At 67.2% G+C, this 24,013-nt stretch carries 19 protein-coding genes; 4 read left to right on the top strand and 15 right to left on the bottom strand.

The features are described 5' to 3' along the window. Nucleotides 1-127: 127 nt before the first annotated feature. From WI26_RS18640 to WI26_RS18630, 3 genes are all read right to left on the bottom strand, one after another. Nucleotides 128-2,593, bottom strand: a complete 2,466-nt coding sequence (locus tag WI26_RS18640) for a glycosyltransferase family 4 protein (protein ID WP_069226770.1) — start codon at nt 2,591-2,593, stop codon at nt 128-130. After that, entirely contained in the window at nt 2,590-4,056 is a 1,467-nt protein-coding gene (locus WI26_RS18635; protein ID WP_069226769.1) for a flippase, read from the bottom strand. The genes WI26_RS18640 and WI26_RS18635 overlap by 4 nt, the downstream gene beginning before the upstream one ends. Before the next feature lie 209 nt (nt 4,057-4,265). Then, nucleotides 4,266-6,458 carry a hypothetical protein gene (locus WI26_RS18630; protein ID WP_069226768.1) on the bottom strand — a complete coding sequence of 731 codons (2,193 nt, stop codon included), beginning with the start codon at nt 6,456-6,458 and terminating at the stop codon, nt 4,266-4,268. 115 nt (nt 6,459-6,573) lie between these two features. Between WI26_RS18630 and WI26_RS32750 the strand changes: the two genes are divergently transcribed. The 4 genes from WI26_RS32750 (at nt 6,574) to WI26_RS18615 (ending at nt 10,058) form a co-directional block, all read left to right on the top strand. Continuing rightward, the gene (locus WI26_RS32750; protein WP_167359246.1) at nt 6,574-6,810 is read left to right on the top strand and encodes a hypothetical protein; all 237 of its coding nucleotides are present in this window, start codon (nt 6,574-6,576) and stop codon (nt 6,808-6,810) included. A 140-nt stretch (nt 6,811-6,950) separates the two neighbouring features. After that, nucleotides 6,951-8,015 (top strand): acyltransferase family protein, encoded by a 1,065-nt coding sequence (locus WI26_RS18625; RefSeq protein WP_059466407.1) that lies wholly within the window; start codon nt 6,951-6,953, stop codon nt 8,013-8,015. A 35-nt stretch (nt 8,016-8,050) separates the two neighbouring features. After that, nucleotides 8,051-9,097, top strand: coding sequence for a GDP-mannose 4,6-dehydratase (gmd, locus tag WI26_RS18620; RefSeq protein WP_059510141.1), 1,047 nt, complete (start codon nt 8,051-8,053; stop codon nt 9,095-9,097). Next, a complete protein-coding gene (locus tag WI26_RS18615) occupies nt 9,084-10,058 on the top strand; it encodes an NAD-dependent epimerase/dehydratase family protein (RefSeq protein WP_069226767.1) in 975 nt (324 codons plus the stop codon). The genes gmd and WI26_RS18615 overlap by 14 nt, the downstream gene beginning before the upstream one ends. A 96-nt stretch (nt 10,059-10,154) precedes the next feature. Here WI26_RS18615 and WI26_RS18610 read toward each other — a convergent pair whose 3' ends face one another. The 12 genes from WI26_RS18610 to WI26_RS18555 all read right to left on the bottom strand — a co-directional run bounded on the left by WI26_RS18610 (nt 10,155) and on the right by WI26_RS18555 (nt 23,582). Continuing rightward, a complete protein-coding gene (locus WI26_RS18610; RefSeq protein WP_059466704.1) occupies nt 10,155-11,345 on the bottom strand; it encodes an O-succinylhomoserine sulfhydrylase in 1,191 nt (396 codons plus the stop codon). A gap of 258 nt (nt 11,346-11,603) precedes the next feature. Continuing rightward, entirely contained in the window at nt 11,604-13,136 is a 1,533-nt protein-coding gene (gene purF, locus WI26_RS18605) for an amidophosphoribosyltransferase (RefSeq protein WP_059466410.1), read from the bottom strand. A 52-nt stretch (nt 13,137-13,188) separates the two neighbouring features. Beyond that, nucleotides 13,189-13,683 carry a CvpA family protein gene (locus tag WI26_RS18600; protein ID WP_059450813.1) on the bottom strand — a complete coding sequence of 165 codons (495 nt, stop codon included), beginning with the start codon at nt 13,681-13,683 and terminating at the stop codon, nt 13,189-13,191. A 6-nt stretch (nt 13,684-13,689) separates the two neighbouring features. Next, a complete protein-coding gene (locus WI26_RS18595) occupies nt 13,690-14,532 on the bottom strand; it encodes an SPOR domain-containing protein (RefSeq protein WP_059466411.1) in 843 nt (280 codons plus the stop codon). A gap of 29 nt (nt 14,533-14,561) precedes the next feature. Next, on the bottom strand, nt 14,562-15,872 hold the full coding sequence (gene folC / locus WI26_RS18590; RefSeq protein WP_069226766.1) for a bifunctional tetrahydrofolate synthase/dihydrofolate synthase: 1,311 nt from the start codon (nt 15,870-15,872) through the stop codon (nt 14,562-14,564). A 100-nt stretch (nt 15,873-15,972) separates the two neighbouring features. Further along, complete coding sequence (accD, locus tag WI26_RS18585; protein ID WP_059450810.1) at nt 15,973-16,845, bottom strand: acetyl-CoA carboxylase, carboxyltransferase subunit beta; 873 nt, start codon at nt 16,843-16,845, stop codon at nt 15,973-15,975. Nucleotides 16,846-16,909: 64 nt separating this feature from the next. Then, on the bottom strand, nt 16,910-17,728 hold the full coding sequence (gene trpA, locus WI26_RS18580; RefSeq protein ID WP_059466413.1) for a tryptophan synthase subunit alpha: 819 nt from the start codon (nt 17,726-17,728) through the stop codon (nt 16,910-16,912). 182 nt (nt 17,729-17,910) lie between these two features. Next, nucleotides 17,911-18,762, bottom strand: a complete 852-nt coding sequence (locus WI26_RS18575) for a DNA-methyltransferase (protein WP_059466414.1) — start codon at nt 18,760-18,762, stop codon at nt 17,911-17,913. Nucleotides 18,763-18,771: 9 nt separating this feature from the next. Further along, on the bottom strand, nt 18,772-19,965 hold the full coding sequence (trpB, locus tag WI26_RS18570; RefSeq protein ID WP_059539885.1) for a tryptophan synthase subunit beta: 1,194 nt from the start codon (nt 19,963-19,965) through the stop codon (nt 18,772-18,774). Between the two features lie 55 nt (nt 19,966-20,020). Further along, nucleotides 20,021-20,722 (bottom strand): phosphoribosylanthranilate isomerase, encoded by a 702-nt coding sequence (locus WI26_RS18565; RefSeq protein WP_069226765.1) that lies wholly within the window; start codon nt 20,720-20,722, stop codon nt 20,021-20,023. Continuing rightward, nucleotides 20,719-21,531: a tRNA pseudouridine(38-40) synthase TruA gene (gene truA, locus WI26_RS18560; RefSeq protein WP_069226764.1), complete on the bottom strand. Its 813-nt coding sequence runs from the start codon at nt 21,529-21,531 to the stop codon at nt 20,719-20,721. The genes WI26_RS18565 and truA overlap by 4 nt, the downstream gene beginning before the upstream one ends. Beyond that, nucleotides 21,531-23,582: a FimV/HubP family polar landmark protein gene (locus tag WI26_RS18555; protein ID WP_069226763.1), complete on the bottom strand. Its 2,052-nt coding sequence runs from the start codon at nt 23,580-23,582 to the stop codon at nt 21,531-21,533. The genes truA and WI26_RS18555 overlap by 1 nt, the downstream gene beginning before the upstream one ends. Nucleotides 23,583-24,013: the final 431 nt, after the last annotated feature.

Below are 24,013 nucleotides of genomic sequence, written 5' to 3'. Positions count from 1 at the left end.
GCCGGCAACCTGCGCCTGACACTCAACAGGCTCCCGCCCGCCCAAAAGCAGAACCCTCATGCAGCACGTCGCCGCATGAGGGCCCGTTTCCCGGCGCATGGCGGCGCTTCGCGCCGACGCACCGCATCTACCGCTTCTTCGCCTTCGCGGCCTTCGCCGTATCCGCGAGGATCTTCTCGACCCGCTCCACATAGGTCTCGGTGCCGAACCGGCGCACCGCTGTCGCCCGCCCGCTCGCGACAAGCCGCTCGCGCAGCGCTCCGTCGTGCTGCAGCCGGCCCAGTGCGTCGGCCAGCGCGGCCGCGTTGCCCGGCTCGCACAGCAGCCCGTTTTCGCCGTCCTCGATGATCTCGACGACCCCGCCCGCGCGGGCCGCGACCACCGGCCGCCGCGCAAGCATGCCTTCGACGATCACGCGCCCGAACGGCTCCGGCGTGATCGACGTATGCGCGACCACGTCGACCGCCTTCATGCACGCGGCCACGTCGCGCTGGAACCCGAGAAAGTGCACGCGGTCGTCCATTCCGTGACGCGCGACGATCTCGTGCAGTTGCGCCGCGTATTCGTCCTCGCCGAACAGCGGCGCGCCGACCAGCGCCACGTGCATGTCGGGATGGCGAGCCGCAGCCTCCAGCAGCAGGTGCTGCCCCTTCCAGTGCGCGAGGCGGCTGAACGAGCCGACCAGCCACGCGTGCTCGGGTACCCCGAAGCGCGCGCGCAGCGCGGCCTGGCTTGCCGTGTCCAGCGCGTCGAACGGTTCGGCCGAGATGCCGTTGAACACGACGTCGACGTGCTGCGGCGTGAAGCCCGTCAGCGCACGGAATGCCTGCGCGGACGCGTCGGAGTTCGCGATCACGCGCGTGACGCCGAATCGCGCGCAGTATTTGATCGCCATCAGCTGCTTGTTGCCGAAATGGTCGCCGCTGACGATGTCGCGCAGGTGCCACACCACCGGCTTGCGCGCGAGCCGCCCGGCCAGCGCCGCGACCACCATCGCGCGCTGCGTGTTCGCGTAGATCACCTCGGCGCGGCGTGCGCGCCGCGCGACGTCGCGCACGAGCGTGACGAGCTGCTTCAACGCACCTGTCGACACGCCACCCTGCTTGCGCACCCCGGCGAGCGCGCCCTGGTCGAGCACGTCGACGCGCGCGCCGATCTCGTCGAGCGCCGCGCGGAACGGGCCGTCGTCGAACAGCACCACGTCGGCGTTCGCGCGCATGTGCTTCATGATCTCCAGCAACGACAGCTCGGCGCCGCCGAGCACGCCGCTCTGGTCGAGCACGAGCGTCGCCGGGCCGCGCGCGGGGGGTGCCGGCGCAACGGCCGTGCCGCGCTGCGCGGTCGAGCCGGGCAGCGCGGCCTCCACGTAGTCGAGAAAGCGCCGCCGGAACGTGTCGGCCGAAAAACGCTCCGCGTTCGCGCGGCACGCCTGCGGCGAGAAGCGCTGCGGCGCGCGTTCGAAATCGTCGACCGCCGCGACGATCGCGTGCGGCGTCTGTTCGTCGAAGAACAGCCCGGTCGGATGCGCGTGCGAGCGCGGTTCGAGCACCGTCTCGAGCGCGCCGCCCTTGCCGTATGCGATCACGGGCGTGCCGCATGCCTGCGCCTCGACCACCGAGATGCCGAAATCCTCCTCGGCAGCGAACACGAACGCCTTCGCGCGCCGCATCCGGTCGTGCAGCACCGCGAACGGCTGGTAGCCCATGATCTCGACGTTCGGGCCGGCCTTCGCGCGGATCTTCTGCATCTCGGGGCCGTCGCCGATCACGACGAGCTTGCGCTCCGGAGTGTGCGAGAACGCTTCGACGATCAGGTCGATCTTCTTGTACGGCACCATCCGCGACGCGGTCAGGTAGAAATCGTCCTTCGCCTCGTTCAGCGAGAAGCCGTCGACGTCGACCGGCGGGAAGATCACCGCCGCATCGCGGTGATACACCTTGCGGATGCGTCGTGCGATGAATGCCGAGTTCGCGACGAAGCCGTCCACCGCATTCGCGGTGCGCGTGTCCCAGTTGCGGATGTAATGCAGGATCATCCGCGCAAGCAGCGACTTCGGCCCGTGCGTGAGATTCGACTGTTCGAGATACTGGTGCTGCAGGTCCCACGCGTAGCGGATCGGCGAATGCACGTAGCTGATGTGCATCTGGTCCGGCCCGGTCAGCACGCCCTTCGCGACCGCATGGCTGCTGGAGATCACGAGATCGTAGTCCGACACGTCGAGCTGCTCGATCGCGAGCGGCATCAGCGGCAGGTAGCTGCGGTACTTGGTGCGCGCGAACGGCAGCTTCTGGATGAACGAGGTCGTCACCGGCTTGCCGCGCACGAACGTGCGATCGTCGAGGAAATCGACGAGGCTGAACAGGTCCGCATCGGGAAAGCACGCGACGATCTGTTCGAGCACGCGCTCGGCGCCGGCGTACGTGACGAGCCAGTCGTGGACGATCGCCACGCGCAGCGGGCGCGAGGCATCGCGTGCGCCCGCGTGCGCGGCCGGTTCGGTCCGGCGCAGCGCGGCGGTGTCGCCGGCTTCGGCCACGGCGGCATCGGCCGTGGCGAGGTTCAGGATGGCGTGTTCCGCCAGATCGCGATTCATACGGTTTTCCTCGCATTGAGACGGACGAACAGGTCGCGCGCGAGCGCACGCAGGGCCGGCGTCATCGTGAGCGACCACGCAAGGTTCAGCACCAGCACGACCGCGCAAAGGCCGATCGACTGGCCCAGCCCCGGCCACGCTTGCGCGAGAAACAGGCTCGCGAGCAGGAAGGCGAGATGCGCGAGCATGTCGAGCACGATCGCGCGCATCCGGATCGCCGACAGGTAAAGCAGCACGCCGTAATCGACCAGCGCGCGGGCCGCGACGACCACCGCCGCGCCGATCAGCCCGAAGTGATGGATGCCGAGCCACAGGCCGCCGACGAAGAACGGCATCTCGACGAGCCCGGCGAACGCCGCCCGGGCCGGATTGACCTGCGACTGGATCAGGATCCGCATGACGCTCGCCTGGCCGACGAGCCATACGCTGATCACCAGCACGCGCCCGACCGGCGCCGAATGTGCGGCGAGATCGGCGCCGACCCACAACGTGAGGAACGGCGCGAGCGCGAAGATCGCGACGATGCCGACCGGCGTGAACACGCCGTTCAGAAATTCGAGCGACTGGCGCGCGAGCGTATCGGCATGCTCGCGGCCGACCGCCGACAGGCGCGGAAACAGCGTGCGCACCAGCGCGTTCGGCAGCATGTTCAGCCGCGTGACGAGGTTCTGCGGAACCGTGTAATAGGTGACGAACTTCGCGCCCATGCCGGCGCCGAGCATCACGCGATCGAGCGTGTCGGCGATCATGCTGGTCGTGCTCGCGATCAGCATCCAGCCGCCGAAGTTGAACAGCCCTTTCGCGGTGCCCCACTGCGGCGGGTCGATGCGCCGGATGGCGAGCACCTTGATGCTCGCGTGACCGAGCATCACCGCCGCGATCAGCCGCGCGACGACGGCCGCGGCCAGCACCGTCTGCAGGTTCGGCGCGATCCACCATGCGGCGCCGAGCGGCAGCAACTGGAACAGGAACGTGCCGATCGTCTGGTTCGTGTTGAACACGCCGAACCGTTCGGCGCCGTTGATCGCGCCGGCGAACACCCACGACACGTTCGCGAGCGGGATCGCGAGCGCGAGCCACGGCAACGCGAGATACACCTCGTGCTGCATCGCTGCGGACACCTTCGTGAAATACGCGGTGTAGACGAACGCACCGAAATAGATCAGCAGTCCGCCAACGATGCCCGTGCCGAGGTTCAGCCAGAACGCGCTCCAGAAGACGCGCGCGCTTTCGTCCGCGTTGCCGCTCGCGAGCGCCTTCGAGATGTGGTTCTGCGCGGCCATGCTCATCCCGAGATCGAGGATCCCGAAATAACCGATCAGCGTCCACACCAGGCTGACGACGCCGTAGCGTTCGACGCCCAGCGCGTGAATGTACGCGGGCACCGTCACCAGCGACACGAAGGTCGGCAGGATCAGGCCGATGAAGTTGATCGAAACGTTCTTGAGTATGCCTTTGTCCATGCTTGTGCCCATGGGCCTGTTCCCGCGGATGACGGGTTTGAGAACGTGCGTTGCAGGTCGTCGCGCCGCGCCAGGGAAGCGACGACCGACGCCTCGATACGGCCGGCAACGCACGTTTCCGAAATTAAAAAAACCTTCGCCGGGCGGGTCGCCAGAAGGGCCCGTTATTAGCGGGAACAGGCCCATGACGTCGACGACGGTGCCGCCCGTTACGGTTTCCAGCGATACATCAGCACCTTGCCGCGTGCGTCTTCCTCGACGAACACCAGGTATTCGCCGTTCTCGCGCCGGAACGCGCTGATGCCGAACGGCACGTCGACCCAGCCCGACGCCTTGCCGACCTCCGCGCCCGGGCTCATCACGCCGACTTCCTTGCCGGTTTCCTTGTCGTACACGTGGACCTTGCCGACCGGCTCCACCGTGAAGATGTAGCGGCCCTCGACCGTGATTCCGATCAGGTCGAGGATCGGCTTCGCGTCGAGCTGCCAGGGCAGCGCGACCGTGTAGCGCACCACCGGCGAGCCGGTCGACCATTTGTCGAAGCGCACCAGCACGCGGCCGACTTCCTTGTTGATGCCCGGCTGCGGCGGCGCGTCGGCCGTGTAGCCGGTCACGTACAGCGTGTCCGTCTGCGGCTCGTAGATCGCGCGGCGCAGCTGCGTGAACGGCTGCGGCATCGGATAGGTCGTGACCTTGTCGTACGAGTAGATCGGGTTGCCGGCCTTGTCGATGCCGCCGTAGCCGAAGCGATGAATGCCGCGCACGTCGCTCGTGCGCCAGATGTCGCCCTTCGTGTCGACCCACCAGCCCCAGCCGCCCGCCTTTGCCTTGCCCGTCGTGTTGGTCGTGAATTCGTCCTCGTCGAGCCGGCCGTTGCCGTTCGTGTCGCGCCAGATCCAGTCGCCGCCGGGCGGCTTGTTCGGCACCTTGTCTACCGGCCGCGCGCGGCCCGCGATCAGGCCAGACGGAATCGCGACCTCGCCGTCGCGCTTCGCGTCGAAGCGATAGATCTTCAGGTGGTCGGCGTACATGTCGGTCAGGTACAGGAACGTGCGGCCGTCGATGCGCCGCGCGAACGGCATGCCGGGATACTGGTCCGTATGGAACACGGGATCGTCCGGATACTTGAAGCGGTTCGACAGGAAGCCGACGTATTTCCAGTCCTGGCCGGGCGGCTTCGACAAATCGAGCTCGAAGCGCTTGTTGCCCGTGTACACGCTGTTCGGCCGTGCCGGATCGAGCCACGCGCCGTCGACAAACAGTAGCCCCTGCACCTGCCAGCGCAGCTTGCCGTCCGGCGTATAGCTCTCGAGCACCGCGCCCAGCCCAGCGCCGATCGTGTCGTGACGCGGCCCGATGCCGTTCATCGACACGTAGACGTTGCCCGCGCGATCAACGCCCACACCCGTCAGCCCATTGAAGCGCTGCGGCCCCGGACGGCCCGGCACCGGGCCCGCGAAGATGCCGCCGCGCTCGCCCAGCGTGCCAGACGGCGCATAGCCCTTGCCGCCTTTCGAGAAGATCAGCACCTGCTGGCGAGGCCCGTTGTCCGCGACCAGCACACGCCCTTTCGCGTCGACCGCCACGTCCACCGCGTCGGTGCCGTCGGGCAGCGCGGGCGCGTCGTCGAGCTTGCGGCCGTCCGCGCGCACGTGCACGAGATGCGCGGGGCCGCCGATCGTATCGGTGAGCAGCCAGAGCGTGCCGTCGCCGGCCAGCGCGATGCGGCCCGGCTCGTGCGCGCTCCACGTGGCTTTCTTCTGCATCGTCTCGGCGTCGTAGACGTCCACCTCGTCATGTGACGGATTCGTCGCGAACAGCGTCTTGTCGTCGGCCGCGAGGCCGCCGACTTCCGCCTTCGCCTCGCCCACTTCCGAGCGGGCCGGGGCCGGCACCTCGTTGACCATCATGAAGCTGGCGGCCATCCGCGCGCGCCCGGCATCGGCGCGACCGCCGGGCGCGACCTGCGGCGCCGCGCGGAACGGCGCCGGCTGCTTCATGTCGCCGATCGTGCGGCGCGAAATGCCGAACCACTGCTTGCCCTTGTCCGGCCAGATGCCGGGCGACTGCAGATGGCCACGCTCGTTGCCGACGCCGATCGCGACGTACGCATATTTACTGTTCACCGCGACCGCGTTGCCGCCGAGGTTGCCCCAGCCGTGCGTGCCGCCGGCGAAGCCGAGCATCTTCCCGTCCTGATAGACGCTCGCCTCGGCGCCGCTCTCGTCCCACGGCGCGTTCGTATACACCTTGCCGTCGGGCGTCACCGCGATCGCGCGAATGTCGATCTGCGTCCAACTGCCGTCGCCATAGCCGAACGTGTTGCCGATCCACGAAGTGGTCGCGGGCAACACGGTTTCAGCCGAGGCGGCGCTCGCGGACAGCGCCGCGCATACCGTCATGCCAACCAGAATCAGACGTCGCAATGCGCTCTCCAGACTCGATGCGGAAGCGACTGGCGCCGCGGCATGCTGCTTGCCCTGATGCCCTGTCGCTAAATAGGTTTCAAACGTCGCGATGCAGGTTACAAGCAAAAATAATCACAAGAAATTTGGAAATATTTTGGGATGTTTCCACCTGAAATATCGAACCGGAACAGCGGCAAACTGGCCCGACGAAGCGGCAATATCGACCGCCTTTCATGCGGCTATCCGTAGAAAATGCCGCTTTGCCCCGCCCGCCGGGGCGCTTGGCCTGCAAACCTTTCATGACGCGATTAAAACGACCGGCATTCGAATGTTTTCAGCCGGATAAATGACATGCGTTTTTTTGCCGATTTCTTTTCCCTAGAATCGATTTCGATTCAATATTTCATTTAAACGCATGCATTACGTTCACGCATCGGATGCGCGGCGCGCCACGGCATCGGCCGCGCGTCGCGAAGGAGCGGCGCGATGACAGGCATCTCGCGCACCGCCGACCTCGCCCCGCCGCAACACGGCCGCATCGTGCAGCTCGACGGGCTGCGCGCGATCGCCGTTGGCGCCGTGTTCCTGCAACATGCGCTGAAGGCGCCGCTATGGATGGGCGTCGACCTGTTCTTCGTGCTGAGCGGCCTGCTGATCACCGGCATCCTGCTCGATCGCAAGGCGCGCGGACAGTCTTACTTCAGCCACTTCTACGCGCGCCGCGTGCGCCGCATCCTGCCGCCGTACGTGCTGCTGCTCGTCGTGTCGACGCTGCTGTTCGGCGCGAGCTGGCTGCCGCACTGGCCGTGGTTCGCGTTCTTCTCGACCAACATCGGGCTGTCGCTCGGCAGCATCGGTCACGACAGCCTGAACGTGCTGTGGTCGCTCGCCGTCGAGGAGCAGTTCTACATCTTCTGGCCGTTCGTCGTGCTGTGGTGTTCGGAGCGCGCGCTGCTGTGGATCGCCGCTGCGCTGATCGTCGCGGCGCCCGTGCTGCGCGCGATCGCGACGCCGTGGTTCGATTCGTTCTGGCCCATCTACTACCTGACGCCGTTCCGGATGGACCTGCTCGCCGCGGGTGCGCTGCTCGCGATCGTGCTGCGCCGCGACCGGCGCGCGCTGGAGCCGTTCTATCCGCTCGCGATCGTCGGCGCGCTCGTGTCGCTCGCGATCCTCGGCTGGCTGCACCTGTCGTTCCCGCGTTTCCGCGCGGCGAATACGCCGCTGTCGAATGCCGCGCTCTACAGCATCTCGCTGCTGCTGTGCACGTCGATCGTCGTGATCGCGCTGCGCGGACGCGGCCTCGTGCAGCGCGTGCTGACGAACCCGCTGCTCGTGTACGTCGGCACCGTCAGCTACACCGTCTACCTGATTCACCTGAGCGTGCTGTACGCGCTGTGGCCGTTGCACCTGAACCGCTTCGTCACGGCCGCGCTCGCCCTCGCCATCACGCTCGCGTACGCCACCGTGAGCTGGTACGGCTTCGAACGGCGCCTGACGCGCGGCCCGGCACGCGCCACGGTGCCCGCCGCCGCACGCACGACCGCCTGAATTTCTCAATCCATCGATTCGACCAGGACATTGCCATGAGCCAAACTCGCAAGAAGGCCATCATCACGGGGATCACCGGGCAGGATGGCGCCTACCTGACCAAGCTGCTGCTCGACAAGGGCTACGAAGTCACGGGCACCTATCGCCGCACCAGCTCGGTGAACTTCTGGCGCATCGCCGAGCTCGGCGTCGACACGCACCCGAACCTGTCGCTCATCGAGCACGACCTGACGGATGCCGGCTCCAGCCTGCGGCTGCTCGAACGCACGCAGCCCGACGAGCTGTACAACCTGGCCGCGCAGAGCTTCGTCGGCGTGTCGTTCGACCAGCCGGCGACGACCGCCGAGGTCACGGGCATCGGCCCGCTGAACCTGCTCGAGGCGATCCGCGTGGTGAGCCCGAAGACGCGCTTCTACCAGGCATCGACGTCCGAGATGTTCGGCAAGGTGCAGGCGATTCCGCAAACGGAAACCACCGCGTTCTACCCGCGCAGCCCGTACGGCGTCGCGAAGCTGTACGCGCACTGGATGACCGTGAACTACCGCGAGTCCTACGGCCTGTTCGGCTGCAGCGGCATCCTGTTCAACCACGAATCGCCGCTGCGCGGCCGCGAGTTCGTCACGCGCAAGATCACCGACACCGTCGCGAAGATCAAACTCGGCAAGGCGGGCAAGCTCGAGCTCGGCAACCTCGACGCCAAGCGCGACTGGGGCTTCGCGCTCGAATACGTCGAAGGGATGTGGCGGATGCTGCAGGTCGACGAGCCCGACACCTACGTGCTCGCGACCAACCGCACCGAGACCGTGCGCGACTTCGTGCAGATGGCGTTCGCGGCCGCCGGCTACCAGATTGAATGGACCGGCAAGGGCGAACAGGAACGCGGTCTCGACGCGTCGAACGGCAACGTGCTGGTCGAAGTGAATCCGAAGTTCTACCGCCCTGCCGAAGTCGACCTGCTGATCGGCTGCGCGGACAAGGCCAAATCCAAGCTCGGCTGGGCGCCGGAAACGACGCTCGAGCAACTTTGCCAGATGATGGTGGAAGCGGATCTGACGCGGAATCGTCACCATGACACGTACTGATGCCGGACGCTCGACGCGCCGCGCATTCGTCACGGGTCTGACGGGCTTCACCGGCCGCTACATGGCGCAGCGCCTCGAGGCGGCCGGCTACGACGTATGGGGCACCGTGGCGCCCGGGGCGGCGCGGCCGGACGATCCGGCGCTCGCGAACTGCACGCTGGTGCCGGTCGACCTGCTCGATGCGCACGCGATGCGCGCGGCGGCCGCCGATGCGCGGCCCGATGCGGTCGTGCATCTGGCCGCGCGTGCGCACGTCGCGCAGGACGAGCCGTCGCAGACTTACGCGGTCAACATCGTCGGCACGCGCAACCTGCTGGCCGCGCTCGCGGGCCTGGACCGCCGCCCTTCGGCGGTGCTGCTCGCCAGCAGCGCGAACGTCTACGGCAATTCGACGGCCGGCGTGCTCGACGAAACCGTCACCCCCGCTCCCGCGAACGACTATGCGGTCAGCAAGCTGGCGATGGAATACGCGGCGAAGCTATGGGCCGACCGGTTGCCGATCGTGATCGCGCGGCCGTTCAACTACACCGGCGTCGGCCAGGACGATGCGTATCTTCTGCCGAAGCTCGTGTCGCACTATGCGCGCAATGCGCCGCGCATCTCGCTCGGCAATCTCGACGTGAGCCGCGATTTCTCCGACGTGCGCGACGTGACGGCCGCCTATTTGAAGCTGCTCGAAGCCGCGCCGGCCGGCGAGACGTTCAACGTCTGCTCGGAACGCGCGTATTCGCTGAAGGAAGTGCTGGCGATGCTGTCGCGGATCGCCGGCTACGTGATCGACGTGACGATCGATCCGCGTTTCGTGCGGCACAACGAAGTAAAAAGTCTCAGCGGGTCGCGCGAAAAGCTGCGGCGTGCAGTGGGCGAGCTGCCCGTGACGCCGCTCGACGACACGCTGCGATGGATGATGGAAGCGATGCGCGACGTGCAGCGGCCCGCGCAGGCCGGGCACACCGGCTGATTCCGTCGACGCGCGCGGCGCCGGCCAAAAAAAACGGGCCGCTCGATCAGATCGAGCGGCCCGTTGTCATGCCGGCCCTGAAACGTGCCGCGGCGCTCAGCCCTCGAGGCCGCGCGCGAGATCGTTGCGCAGGTCGCCCGCGTTTTCCAGGCCGACCGCGAGGCGGATCAGCCCTTCGGTGATCCCCGCGGCCGCACGCGCTTCCGGCGTGATGCGGGCATGCGTCGTCGTCGCCGGATGCGTGATCGTCGTGCGCGTGTCGCCGAGGTTGCCGGTGATCGAGATCAGCTTCGTGCTGTCGATCACGCGCCACGCATTCGCGCGCTGCTGCTCCGGCGTGTCGCCCTTCAGCTCGAACGATACGATTGCGCCGCCCGCCTTCTGCTGGCGCTTCGCGAGTTCGTGCTGCGGATGCGATTCGAGCCCCGGATAGAACACACGCGCGACGGCCGGATGCGAATCGAGCCAGCGCGCGATTTCCAGCGCATTCGCCGACTGCTTCTCGACGCGCAGAGACAGCGTCTCCATCCCCTTCAACAGCACCCACGCGTTGAATGCCGACAGCGTCGGACCCGCGCTGCGCACGAACGGGAACACCTTGCCCATGATGAATTCCTTCGAGCCGACCAGCGCGCCGCCGAGCACGCGCCCCTGCCCGTCGAGGAACTTCGTCGCCGAGTGCATCACGACGTCCGCGCCGAGCTTCAACGGCTGCTGCAGCACCGGGCTGCAGAAACAGTTGTCGACGACGAACAGCGCGTTCGCGGCCTTCGCGATCTTGCCGATCGCCTCGATGTCGGCGAGTTCGGTCAGCGGGTTCGACGGCGTTTCGAGGAAGAACATCTTCGTTTCGGGCCGCACCGCTTCCTGCCATGCGTTCAGGTCGGTCGGATCGACGAAGGTCGTCGTGATGCCGAACTTGCTGAAAATCTGCGAGAACATCCCGAGCGTCGAGCCGAACAGGCTTCGCGAGCTGACGAGGTGATCGCCCGCCTGCAGCGCGGCCATCACGACCGACATGATCGCCGCCATGCCCGACGCCGTCGCGATGCAGGCCTCGCCGCCTTCGAGCGCGGCGAGACGATCCTGGAACATGGTGACGGTCGGGTTCGTGAAGCGCGAATAGGTGAAATAGTCTTCCGAATTCGCGAAGCGCTCGGCAGCCTCGGCCGCGCTCGTGAAGCAGAAGCTCGACGTGAGGAACAGCGCTTCCGAATGCTCGTTGAAGTTGCTGCGCTGCGTGCCCGCGCGCACGGCGAGCGTGTCGAAGTTGAGGGAGTCGTCCATGTTCCGTTTTCCGTATTCGAGGGCCGCGCCGCGGATCATGCATCGGGCGCGAACCCAGCCACAAAATCAGGCCAAAACAAAAAGCCCGCTATGCGTCGGCATCAGCGGGCTTCGGTGCGGTACGACAGCGATCGACTCGGGCCGGCTGCCGCCGGCCTTCGCTTTAGCTGTTTTGGGAAGTCGCCCCGCGTCCGCAAGCTGAATCAAATCGACGCAAGGCCACATCCTATCACGCTTCATCCGAAGCGTGCGCCGGTGTCACTCGACCGACAGCTGCAGGTTCATCTGCGAACGGGCGGCATCGCCAGCCGTGTCGCGATCGGCCTGCGACGCCGGCGCGAGACGCGCGCGCTCGATCGCGTCGAGGTACTCGGGCGTCACGGCGCCGGTGATGTAGTTGCCGTCGAAGCACGACGCCTCGAAGCGCTCGAGCTTCGGGTTGATGTCGCGCACCGCGCGGCGCAGGTCGTCCACGTCCTGATAGATCAGGTAGTCGGCGCCGATGATCTTCGCGACTTCATCGTCGGTGCGACCGTGGGCAACGAGCTCACCGCGCGTCGGCATGTCGATGCCGTAAACGTTCGGGAACTTCACGGGCGGCGCCGCCGACGCGAAGATCACCGACTTCGCGCCTGCATCGCGCGCCATCTGCACGATCTCGTGCGAGGTCGTGCCGCGTACGATCGAGTCGTCGACGATCAGCACGTGCTTGTCCTTGAACTCGATGCTCATCGCATTGAGCTTCTGGCGCACCGACTTCTTGCGCACGGCCTGGCCCGGCATGATGAACGTGCGGCCGACGTAGCGGTTCTTGAAGAAACCTTCGCGATACTCGACGCCGAGCTTCGCGGCGACCTGCATCGCGGCCGGACGCGACGAATCGGGAATCGGCATCACGACGTCGATCGGCACGTTCGGCAGCTCGCGCTTGATCTTCTCGGCGAGGTAGTCGCCCATGCGCAGACGCACGTTGTAGACGGGCACGCCGTCGAGGCACGAATCCGGACGCGCGAGATACACGTACTCGAACATGCAAGGATTCAGCGTCGGGTGCTCGGCGCACTGCTGGCTGTGGAAGTTGCCGGCCTTGTCGATGAAGATCGCCTCGCCCGGCTGCACGTCGCGCACGAATTCGAACCCGATGCCTTCGACCGCCACCGACTCCGACGCGACCATCCACTCGGTGCCGTGTTCGGTCTCGAGCTTGCCGATGCAGAGCGGGCGGATGCCGAACGGATCGCGGAACGCGAGCAGGCCGTAGCCGGCGATCAGCGACACGATCGCGTACGAGCCCTGCAGGCGGCGATGCACGCCCGCGACCGCCTTGAACACCGCGGCCGGATCGAGCTCGAGGCCCGTCGTCGACAGCTGCAGCTCGTGCGCGAACACGTTGAGCAGCACTTCGCTATCGGAATTGGTGTTGATGTGCCGGCGATCGATCCGGAACATCTCGTCCTTCAGCTGTTCCCAGTTCGTCAGGTTGCCGTTGTGCGCGAGGATGATCCCGAACGGCGCGTTCACGTAGAACGGCTGCGCCTCGGCTTCGCTCGACGCCGAGCCGGCCGTCGGATATCGGACCTGGCCGATGCCGAACGTGCCGGGCAGGCTGCGCATGTTGCGCGTGCGGAACACGTCGCGCACCATGCCGTTCGCCTTGTACATGTGGAAATTGCTGCCGTCCGCCGTCGCGATGCCCGCTGCATCCTGACCGCGATGCTGCAGCAGCAGCAGGCTGTCATAGATCAGCTGATTGACGGGGGATTGGGAGATAACGCCTACGATGCCGCACATGGCATGTCCTTCAAGATGACAAAATCGGTTCCGTCCTACCCGGTGCGCGTCGTCACACGCGCACGTACTGGGCCATGCCGTCGGGCAGGAGCTGCTTCAGCTCGTGCACGCCCTGCTCGGCGAAAGGACGCAATAGCGCATTGCGCCAGAAATCCTGTTTGGGCAATTCGGTCAGCCCGGCCGCCGCGACCAGCAACACCACCAGCACGCAGCCGCGCACGAGCCCGAACATCATGCCCAGCGAGCGATCGACCCCGCCGAGGCCCGTCGCCTGCGCGATCCGCGACAACAGCGCGTTCGCGACACCCGCGACGAACACGACGCCGATCACGATCAGCGCGAACGCGAGCACCCACTGTGTCAGCGCGCCGCCCGGCCAATTAGCCGGGATATACGGCACGACCAGTCCGACATAGCGGGCCGCGATCACGATCGCCGCGATCCAGCCGATCAGCCCGAAAATCTCCGAGACGAAACCGCGCCATGCGCCACGCAGCGCAGACAACGCGATCACCGCCAATACAGCGTAGTCGAAAGCCGTCAGCATCGCACGTTACTGCGTGAGTCCGGCTTCGCGCACCTTCGCGATCGCGGCGGACGCCGCCGCGCGATCCGCGAACGGGCCGGCACGCAGCAGTGTAGCCGTGCTGCCGTCCGCCTGCTTGCGATGCTCGACATATGCGGGCACCCCCGCCGATTTCAACTTGGTGGCCCATGACCGGGCCGTCGCGTCGTCCTTGAACGAACCGAGCTGCACCGCGAAGCGAGCACCGGCCGGCGACGCCGGCGACGATGCGTCGCCGCTGTCGGCCGCGGCGTCGGCGTTCGCGACCGTCGCGGGCGCCGGTTTCGGCGCGGCAGGCTTCGGCGCGGGTGCGGTCGTGGCCGGCTTCGCAGCGGGCTTCGGCGGCGTCACGCTCGCCGTGGTCGTCGAGGTCGTGCTATCGGGCTTCGCGGCCGGCTTGACCGCATCCTTGGTCGCGGGCGCGGCCGCCACGGCGACATCGGATGCCGGCGGTTCGTCGTGCGCGACGCCCGCCTGCACGTCGGACGTGTCGTCGTCGCGCGGAGCGACCGCCTGATGCGCGGGCCGGTTCGGGATGTCGATCGCGATGTCGTCCGTCACCGGCTTCGGGTGGGAATCAAGCACCATCGGCAGCACGATCACCGCCGCGACGACGAGCGCGATCGCACCGACGAGACGCCGGCGGGCGCGTTGCTTTTCTGGAAGGGTCGGATCGAGGAGCAGTGCGTCCGACTCCGGACGCTCGGTGCGGCGCGTGCGTCGCTCGACGCGTTCAGTGCGCTCCGTGCGCACGTTCCGGGAGGCCCCGGTACGACCGCCGCGCCGCGGGGGCGCGTCGTCGTCTTTCTTGCCGAACGAGAAAATTCCCATGAATGGCTGAGTCCGAAACTGCCCGTCAGTCAGTGTTGCTGCGATTTCCGGTAGGCCATCACACCTGCCACCGTATGGAAACTGCCGAAAACCACGATTCTATCATTCTCGGATGCTCTTTTTAGTGCATCGCGAAACGCTTCGGCGGGCGACGCGAACCGCGTCACGCTCGAATCGGCCCCCTCCTGCACGCCGGCCTTGCGCAGCGCGGCTTCGAGCTGCTCCGCGCTCGCCGCGCGCGGCAGCGGCAGGTCGGTCACGCACCAGTGGTCGATCTCGCCCTTCAGATGCCGCAACACGCCGTCGATGTCCTTGTCGTGCATCGCGCCGAACACCGCGTACGTGTACGGGAAGAAGCCCATGTTGCCGAGGTTCTGCTCGAGCACGGCCGCCGCATGCGGGTTGTGCGCGACGTCCAGCACGATCGCCGGCTTGCCGGGCAGCACCTGGAAGCGCCCCGGCAGCTCGACGTTGGCGAGCCCGAGCCGAATGTCCTGCGCGGACACCGGCAGCACCGGGCGCAGCGCCTCGAGCGCGGCCAGCGCGGCCGATGCATTGATCAGCTGATTCGCGCCGCGCAGCGCCGGGTACGCGAGCGCCGGATAGCGCTTCTCGCGGCCGAGATAGCTCCATTGCTGGCGCTCCGCGCCCGGCTGCGCTTCATAGCGGAAATCGCGACCGACCAACCACAGGTCGGCGCCGATCGCTTCGGCGTGCTCGACCAGCGTGTTCGGCACCGCGGGATCACCGCAGATCGCCGGCTTGCCCGCGCGGAAGATCCCTGCCTTCTCGAACGCGATCTTCTCGCGCGTGTCGCCGAGGTATTCGGTGTGGTCGATGTCGATGCTCGTGACGATCGCGCAATCGGCGTCGATGATGTTGACCGCGTCGAGCCGGCCGCCGAGACCGACTTCGAGGATCACCGCGTCGAGCCCGCGTGACGCGAACAGATGCAGGATCGCGAGCGTCGTGAATTCGAAGTACGTCAGCGACACCGGCTCGGGCAGCGACGTGCGCGCTGCCTCGACGGCTTCGAAGTGCGGCAGCAGCTCGGCGTCGCTCACCTGCTGGCCGTTCACGCGCGCGCGCTCGCTGAATTCGAGCAGGTGCGGCGACGTGTGGCAACCGACCTTGTAGCCCGCGTGAACGAGGATCGCCTCGAGGAATGCGCAAGTCGAACCCTTGCCGTTCGTGCCGCCGACCGTGATCACGGGGCACGCGAATTCGAGTTGCAACGCCGCCTTGACCTGCCCGATGCGGGTAAGGCCCATGTCGATGCCGACCGGGTGCGCGCGTTCGAGATGCGAAAGCCACGCGTCGAGAGTGGGAAAAGTGCTCATCGGATCAAATCTGAATCGGTACCGCCACTACGCCAAAAAACGAAACGCGCCGCCCGGCGGTTCAGCCGGGCGACGCGCGCAGTTCACAACGCCGCGCCAATCAGGCCAGCGCGTCGGCCGGCTGTCGCTGCAGCAGCGCGAGCAGTTGCGCGATCTCGTCGCGCATCTTGCGGCGATCGACGATCATGTCGATCGCGCCCGTCTTCAGCAGGAATTCCGCGCGCTGGAAGCCTTCCGGCAGCTTCTCGCGAACCGTCTGCTCGATCACGCGCGGGCCGGCAAAGCCGATCAGCGCCTTCGGCTCCGCGATCACGACGTCGCCGAGGAACGCGAAGCTCGCCGACACGCCGCCCATCGTCGGGTCGGTCAGCACCGAGATGAACGGCAGCTTGGCTTCGGCCAGCTTGGTCAGCATCGCGGTGGTCTTGGCCATCTGCATCAGCGACAGCAGGCTTTCCTGCATCCGTGCGCCGCCCGACGCCGTGAAGCAGATGAACGGCACCTGCTGCTCCAGCGCATTCTGCGCGCCGCGCACGAAGCGCTCGCCGACGACCGAACCCATCGAGCCCCCCATGAACGAGAACTCGAAACAGGCCGCGACGACGGGCAGCGTGTGGATCGCACCGCCCATCACGACCATCGCGTCGGTCTCGCCCGTTTCGTCCATCGCTTCCTTCAGACGATCGGGGTACTTGCGGCTGTCCTTGAATTTCAGCGAGTCGACCGGCACGATTTCCTGGCCGATCTCATAGCGGCCTTCCGGGTCGAGCAGCCCGTCGAGACGCTCGCGCGCACCGATGCGCATGTGGTGGTCGCACTTCGGGCACACGTGCAGGTTCGCGTCCACGTCGTTGCGGTACAGCACGGCCTCGCAGGACGGGCACTTGACCCACAGGCCTTCCGGAATGCCCTTGCGGCTTTTCGGGTCGGTCTGCTTGATCTTCGGCGGCAACAGTTTGTCGAGCCAGCTCATCGTATGGTTTCCTGTTCCGTGGCGGGGCGGGCCGACCGGCCCGTTCCCGCTTCCTGTGTTGTGTTTATCGCGCCGTCTTGCCGGCGCCGTCCAGGGCGGCGCGCAGCTCGGCAATGAAAGTCGTCAGCGCGGCGGCGGCGCCGTCCGGCGCGGCGCTCTCGAGCAGCTGCACCAGGCGGCTGCCGATCACGACGGCGTCCGACACTTCGGCCACCGCGCGCGCCGTTTCGGCGTCGCGGATGCCGAAGCCGACGCCCACCGGAACCGGCACGCGCGACTTGATGGCCGGGATTTTACCCGCAATGCTCGAAACATCCAGATTTCCGGCGCCGGTCACGCCCTTGAGCGACACGTAGTACACGTAGCCGCTCGCGATCTTGCCCACGTCGGCGATGCGTTCGTCGGTCGACGTCGGCGCGAGCAGGAAGATCGGATCGATCTGCGCGGCGCGCATTTTCTCGGCGAATACGCCCGCTTCCTCGGGCGGATAGTCGACGACGAGCACGCCGTCGACGCCGGCCGCCTGCGCTTCGGTCGCGAACGTGTCGACGCCCATCCGCTCGATCGGGTTCGCATAACCCATCAGCACGACGGGGGTTTTCTGGTCGGTCTCGCGGAAGCGCTTCACGTCGGCGAGCACGCTCTTGAGCGTGACGCCGCGCGCGAGCGCGCGCTCCGACGAGCGCTGGATCACCGGGCCGTCGGCCATCGGGTCCGAGAACGGCACGCCGAGCTCGATGACGTCGGCGCCGCCTTCGGCGAGCGCGTGCATGAATTCGACGGTCTTCGCGGGATCGGGGTCGCCGGCCGTGATGAACGGAATCAGGCCCTTGCGGCCTTGTTCGGCGAGTGCGGCGAAGGTCTGCTGGATACGGGATGACATGGCAATTTTCCTTGTGTCGATCGGAGCTGGCGCTTTGGCGCTTGCTCCGATCCCATGCCGTGGCTGGCCGGAGTTAGCGCTTCAGCGCTTATTCCGGCCCCACGGCGGTCGATCGGAGCCGGCGCTTCAGCGCTTGCTCCGATCCCATGCAAAGCAAGCGATCGGCAAAACGGCGGCGCGACTCACGCGCACGCCGGCGTGGCGAGCGCGCTCACGCGCTCGTGCGCGATCGCGCAATAACTTTCGTTGATCTCGTAGCCGACGAAGTCGCGCCCCTGCCGTGCGCAGGCCACCGCGGTCGTGCCGCTGCCCATGAACGGATCGAGCACGCGGCCGCCCGGCGGGCAACTCGCGAGCACCATCCGCTCGATGATTTCCAGCGGCTTCTGGGTCGGATGATCGACGCGCTCCGCGTGCTGACGATGCAGGCGCGAGACCGACCAGACGTCCTTCGGGTTGTAACCCATCTCCAGCCACTTGCTGCCTTCGAACAGCTTGCGCGAGCGGGCCTTCTTCGTGTCGGCGTCGTACGGGATGCGGACCGGATCGAGATCGAAGTAATACGCCTTGGAAACCGCGAAAAAGCCGATGTTGTCGTGCACCGACGTGAAACGGCGCGTCGTGCCGCCCATGCTCGGCACGCGTCGGTCCCAGATGATCTCGTTGACCATCGTGAGCTTCGTCTTCAGGAAGCTGAAGATTTCCGGCGCGTACTGCCACGTGCAGAAGATGTACATCGACCCGCTCGGCTTGAGCTTCGGAATCGCGAGCTCGAGCCACTCGCGCGTCCACGCGAGAAAATCGTCGCCCGAGCGCTTGTCCGAATCGTTGCCGTAGTCCTTGCCGAGCCCGTACGGCGGATCGGCGACGATCAGGTCGATCGACGCATCCGGCAGGCGCGCGGCTTCCGACATGAAATCGCGGTTGTGCAGTTCGATCCCGGACGGCAGCGCGCACGGCACGGCGACGGCAGACTGCACCGCCTCCGCTTCGCTCGCGGCGCCGCCGCCCGGTTGTTCGATCAGGTCACGCATCGGTCGGGGTCAGAGCGCGATGCCCGATCGCTCGGCGACCGTATGCATGTCCTTGTCGCCGCGGCCCGACAGGTTGACGAGCAGGATCTTGTCCTTCGGCAACGTCGGCGCGAGCTTCACGCCGTACGCGATCGCGTGGCTCGACTCGAGCGCGGGGATGATCCCCTCGATCCGGCAGCAGTCGTGGAACGCCTTCAGCGCCTCTTCGTCGGTGATCGGCACGTACTGCGCGCGGCCGCTGTCCTTCAGCCATGCGTGCTCGGGACCGACGCCCGGATAGTCGAGACCTGCCGACACCGAATGCGTTTCGATGATCTGGCCGTTGTCGTCCTGCAGCAGATACGTGCGGTTGCCGTGCAGCACGCCGGGGCTGCCGGCGATCAGCGACGCGGCGTGACGGCCGGTGTCGAGGCCGTCGCCGGCCGCTTCGACGCCGATCAGCTGCACCGACGTGTCGTCGATGTACGGATAGAAGATGCCCATCGCGTTCGAGCCGCCGCCGACGCACGCAATCACCGCGTCCGGCTGGCGGCCGGCGAGTTCCGGCATCTGCACCTTGCACTCGTCGCCGATCACGCGCTGGAAGTCGCGCACCATCGCCGGATACGGATGCGGGCCCGCGACCGTGCCGATGATGTAGAACGTGCTTTCGATGTTCGTGACCCAGTCGCGCATCGCTTCATTCAGCGCGTCCTTCAACGTGCGCGACCCCGATTCAACCGGCACGACCGTCGCGCCGAGCAGCTTCATCCGGTAGACGTTCGCGGCCTGGCGGCGCACGTCCTCGGCGCCCATGTAGACGATGCACTCCATCCCGAAGCGCGCGCAGATCGTCGCCGTCGCGACGCCATGCTGGCCGGCGCCCGTCTCGGCGATCACGCGCTTCTTGCCCATCCGCTTCGCGAGCAACGCCTGGCCGATCACGTTGTTGATCTTGTGCGCGCCGGTATGGTTCAGGTCCTCGCGCTTCAGGTAGATCTGCGCGCCGCCGAGCATTTCGCTCCAGCGCTGCGCGTGATAGATCGGCGACGGACGACCGACGAAATACTTGAGTTCGCGCTCGTATTCGGCGACGAAATCGGGGTCGTTGCGGAATTTTTCATACGCCGTGCGCAGTTCATCCAGCGCGTGAATCAGCGTTTCGGCGACGAACACGCCGCCATACGGGCCGAAGTGGCCGCGATCATCAGGAAGGTTGTACATGGTGTCACTCTCGATCGGTCGGCGCGCCCCGCTGTCGGGGCCGCACCGGCTTGAATCACCCGGCGTCCGCTTCGCGCACCGCGCGTACGAACGCCGCCATCCGGGCGTGATCCTTCACGCCCTTCGCGCCCTCCACTTCGATGCCACTCGAGACATCGACAGCAAATGGGCGCAACTGGCGGATCGCATCACCGACGTTTTGCGCGTTCAAGCCACCACTCAAAACGGCCCGATGCGCGAGCTCTGCGGGAATAAGTGACCAATCGAAGACCTTGCCGCTACCGCCGTAGTCCGGCACCAGAGTGTCGAACAGGAGGCCGCGCGCTTTCGAATAATGAAGAGCCGATTCTACCAAATCGGCCGGCTGCGTCGAGGGGCCGACGCGCACCGCGCGCAACCACGGCAGGCGTGCCGCGCGGCCGAGGGCGTCGCACTGCTCGGGCGTCTCGTCGCCGTGGAACTGCAGCACCGTGAGCGGCACGTCGCGCACGATCGCCTCGATCTCGGCTTCGGTTGCGTTCACGAACAGGCCGACCACCGACATGAACGGCGGCGCGAGCCGCGCCAGCTCGGCAGCCTGCGCGATCGAGACCGCGCGCGGGCTCTTGGGGTAGAACACGAGGCCGATCGCGTCGGCGCCGATTGCGGCGGCATGCAGCACGTCCTCGGGGCGCGACAGGCCGCACAGCTTGATGCGCGTGCGCGGCGCGAGGGCAGCCGCGGCGGAAATCGAAGGAGACACGGCGTGATCCGTCATGGTTGTGGGTCCAGGTCAGCCCAGACGCTGCTCCACGGCACGCTGCCGAGCTGCGCGGGCGGGACGGCGAATTCCGCCGGGTAGCCGACATGGGCGAGGTACAGCCCGTCGGCCATGAACGTCGGCGCGGCGAGATTGCGGTCGCGCCCGGCCAGCACGTCGGCCAGCCAGTCCGCCGGGTAGCGGCCGCGCCCGACCGCGACGAGGCAGCCCATCAGGTTGCGGACCATGTGATGCAGGAACGCATTCGCGCGAAAGCGGAAATGAATGAAGTGCCCTGCACGCCGCACGTCGATCTGGTACAGGTGTTTGACCGGCGTCTTCGACTGGCATTCCGACGACCGGAACGACGAGAAGTCGTGCTCGCCAATCAGGTGCGCGGCGGCGCCGCGCATCGCATCGTCGTCGAGCGGCGTGTGGATCCAGCCCGCCCGGCCCGCCAGCATCGGCGAACGCACGGGATGCACGTACAGCGCGTAGTAGTAGGTGCGTTCGAACGCCGAAAAGCGCGCGTGGAACGTGTCCGGCATCGGCTTTGCCCACTGTACCGACACGGTCGGCGGCAGGAATGCGTTGGTGCCGCGCACCCACGAGAAATCCGCGCGGTCGAGGTCCGTGTCGAAGTGCACGACCTGCCCGAGCCCATGCACGCCTGTATCGGTACGCCCCGCGACTGTCGTATGCAGCGGCACGCATGCGAATTCGCCGAGCGCGCGCTCGAGCGCATCCTGCACGGTCTTGCCGTGCGGCTGCGCCTGCCAGCCGCAGAACGCGGCGCCGTCGTACTGAATCCCCAGCGCGATCCGCATCACGCCTCTTCCGCCAGTTTCGCAAGCAGCGCACGCGCGTCGTCGCGCGTCGCAGCGTCGTTCGCATCGACGACTTCCTGCAGCAACGTGCGCGCACCGGACAGGTCGCCCAGCTCGACGTACTCCGATGCGAGATCCAGCTTGTTGCGGGCGATGCGGGCGAGCTCTTCCGGCGTCAGCGCAGGCAGCACGGCACCCGGCGCGGATGGCAGGTCGAGATCGAAGTCCAGTTTCAACGCGCCGAACTGCGCGCCGCCGAGCGGTGGGAGCGACGACGGCGCGAACGTGCTACCCGCGTGAGACGCCGGCGTTGCCGCATCCGGATCCCAGTCGAACTCGTCGTCCTGGTCGGCCGGATGTTCAGCAGCCGAGTCGCTCGCATCAACGTGCGGGGGCGAGATGGATTGACCGTTAGTTGCGATTTGGTCGCTTTCGACTTGCGCGTCCCGAGCGGCCGGCTCTTCCGCCGTACGCGGCGGGAGCGGCATGTCGAGGCTGTTCAGCGCGCTGATCGCGTTCTGCATCAGCGCCGCGTGCTGGGCATCGTTCGTCGCCGGCGCGGCGGGTGCTTCGATCGGCTTACCGGGCGTTGTCTCCGCAACGGGCTTCGCGTCATGCGGAACCGACTCTGCGACGCGCGCCAACGCGGCCGGCGCGGCCGGCGCTTCCGTTTGATCGTCTTGCGTCGTCCCCGCTTCCGACGACGAATGCACGTCGAGATCGCGCGTTTCGGTCACCTCTGCCGCTACCGCGGCGGCCGAAACGAGATTCGCATCGGCAGCTGCGTCACGTGCGACCGGCGTTTCGGGAAGAATCGGCGGCACAGCTTCGACAGGCGACGACGATGCGCCGGCATCAGCACCCGCCGTGCCGTCGGTTTCCGGGGTGACCGGCTCGGCAGGTCGCGCTTTCCGGCGCTTGCGCCACGCGAAGCCGGCCGCGAGAACGACCACGGCCGCGCCGGCCGCTGCGGCCGGGCGCCAGTCGATCTGTTCGGAACCACGCGCGGCCGGCGCCACCGTCGCGGGCACGGCCGGCTGCACCGGCGCCGATGCCGGCTGCGCCGCATTGGCGGCTGCGCCGGACGCCGCCTCGCTCGCGGCAGGCGACGACGCGGCAGCAGATGCGTTTTCATTCGTGGCGGAACGCGGGGCAGCAGGCGCCGGCGCAACGTTGTTCGTCGCGGCCGGCTTGCCGATCCCGTGTTTCTGCAGCTCCATCAGCACGCGGTTCTTCAGCGCGAGCAGTTGTTGCAGGCTCGACGGCCGCGGCTGCGATGCACCCGCGACGGGTGCCGCCGCGAACGGCTCGTGCACGCCTTGGCCTTGGCTACCCTGCGCGGGCGGAATCGCGGCTTCGCTCGCGGACGACGGGGCCGCGGACTGAATCGCACCGCTCCACACGTGCGGCCCGCTTGCACCGGCCGCAGGCACGGCCGGCTGAACCGGTTCGACCGTCGACGCACCATGCGCAGCGGACGCGCCGGTCAAAGCCGACGTCCCTGCAGCGACTGCCGCCGCGCCGCTCGCGCCGCTGACCGGTGCCGCATGCGCTGCCGATGCGGCCGGCGCCGCTTGCACGGCCGACGCCGAATGCGGCGCGGACGCACCATGCTGCGCAGCCGCGACCGTACTCGACGCGGGAGCCACCGGGGACGCGGCCGATGCACCTGATGCACCTGAAGCACCGGCCGCCGCGAGCGCCGCGCCCGTCGCGTCGAGCGCCGGCACCGTCAGCGTCGCGCCGACTTTCAGGCGGCTCGGGTCGCGCTTCATGAATGCCTGCGGGTTGGCGTCGAACAGCGCGCGTCCAGCGCGCGCAAGCACGCCGGGATCGTGCGACTGCGTGGCCGCCTTCGCGAGATCGTTCAGCGACTGGCCCGGCTGGACCGTCACGGTGAGCGGCGCGGGGCCGCCTGCTGCGGAAGCCGGCAGTTCGACGGTGCCGGCCGCCCAGGCCGACGCGGCCGCGCCGAGTGCCAGGATCGCCAGCGCGCCGCGCACGGCGCGCGACAGACGGGACTGACGCGGAAACAAGGAAATTCGGGACATCGTAGGCTCTATCGCCGCGCGCGGGCGCGGCTCGGATTCGCGTAGGGAAGCATCAATAAAGTCGCCGCAGAAATGCAAAAGCGTCGCGCAGAACGCGACGCTTTCGGCGACTCTGCGCGTCGTAGCCTCGTAGTTTACTTCACGCGATCGGGTTCCGGCCGAATTCGTCGCCGGTGGATGCGGCCGCACACGCCCGCACATCGTCGCGACCGCTACCCGCGCCGAGCCGTGGGCGCATGGCTGGCGCGATTGCCGCGCTGATCCTCGCCATCAATCGCGCACGGCAGTTTTATCAAAAGAGAATCATCAATCGATGAAAACCGTGTCGGCTGCATCGCCGCCGAAATGAATTCACGTCCGTACGGTTCGCGTCGCGCCTCTCTCGCAAGCGGCTCGGGTTCTGCCCGCATGCCGCAGCGCCAACCGACGAA

Source organism: Burkholderia diffusa, from assembly GCF_001718315.1.
GTDB lineage: Bacteria > Pseudomonadota > Gammaproteobacteria > Burkholderiales > Burkholderiaceae > Burkholderia > Burkholderia diffusa_B.
The sequence above is the reverse complement of the archived record's forward strand: the minus strand, read 5'-3'. Positions and strand labels throughout refer to the sequence as shown.

Bases quoted from the DNA above. Each gene is read 5' to 3' on its own strand.
- WI26_RS32750 (WP_167359246.1), top strand. From the start codon at position 6,574: ATGCAGGTTACAAGCAAAAATAATCACAAGAAATTTGGAAATATTTTG.
- trpB (WP_059539885.1), bottom strand. From the start codon at position 19,965: ATGTACAACCTTCCTGATGATCGCGGCCACTTCGGCCCGTATGGCGGC.
- folC (WP_069226766.1), bottom strand. From the start codon at position 15,872: ATGAGCACTTTTCCCACTCTCGACGCGTGGCTTTCGCATCTCGAACGC.
- WI26_RS18600 (WP_059450813.1), bottom strand. From the start codon at position 13,683: ATGCTGACGGCTTTCGACTACGCTGTATTGGCGGTGATCGCGTTGTCT.
- WI26_RS18575 (WP_059466414.1), bottom strand. From the start codon at position 18,762: ATGCGTGACCTGATCGAACAACCGGGCGGCGGCGCCGCGAGCGAAGCG.
- WI26_RS18635 (WP_069226769.1), bottom strand. From the start codon at position 4,056: ATGGACAAAGGCATACTCAAGAACGTTTCGATCAACTTCATCGGCCTG.
- WI26_RS18610 (WP_059466704.1), bottom strand. From the start codon at position 11,345: ATGGACGACTCCCTCAACTTCGACACGCTCGCCGTGCGCGCGGGCACG.
- WI26_RS18595 (WP_059466411.1), bottom strand. From the start codon at position 14,532: ATGGGAATTTTCTCGTTCGGCAAGAAAGACGACGACGCGCCCCCGCGG.
- purF (WP_059466410.1), bottom strand. From the start codon at position 13,136: ATGTGCGGCATCGTAGGCGTTATCTCCCAATCCCCCGTCAATCAGCTG.
- WI26_RS18640 (WP_069226770.1), bottom strand. From the start codon at position 2,593: ATGAATCGCGATCTGGCGGAACACGCCATCCTGAACCTCGCCACGGCC.
- gmd (WP_059510141.1), top strand. From the start codon at position 8,051: ATGAGCCAAACTCGCAAGAAGGCCATCATCACGGGGATCACCGGGCAG.
- WI26_RS18615 (WP_069226767.1), top strand. From the start codon at position 9,084: ATGACACGTACTGATGCCGGACGCTCGACGCGCCGCGCATTCGTCACG.
- WI26_RS18565 (WP_069226765.1), bottom strand. From the start codon at position 20,722: ATGACGGATCACGCCGTGTCTCCTTCGATTTCCGCCGCGGCTGCCCTC.
- truA (WP_069226764.1), bottom strand. From the start codon at position 21,531: ATGCGGATCGCGCTGGGGATTCAGTACGACGGCGCCGCGTTCTGCGGC.
- WI26_RS18630 (WP_069226768.1), bottom strand. From the start codon at position 6,458: ATGACGGTATGCGCGGCGCTGTCCGCGAGCGCCGCCTCGGCTGAAACC.
- WI26_RS18625 (WP_059466407.1), top strand. From the start codon at position 6,951: ATGACAGGCATCTCGCGCACCGCCGACCTCGCCCCGCCGCAACACGGC.
- WI26_RS18555 (WP_069226763.1), bottom strand. From the start codon at position 23,582: ATGTCCCGAATTTCCTTGTTTCCGCGTCAGTCCCGTCTGTCGCGCGCC.
- trpA (WP_059466413.1), bottom strand. From the start codon at position 17,728: ATGTCATCCCGTATCCAGCAGACCTTCGCCGCACTCGCCGAACAAGGC.
- accD (WP_059450810.1), bottom strand. From the start codon at position 16,845: ATGAGCTGGCTCGACAAACTGTTGCCGCCGAAGATCAAGCAGACCGAC.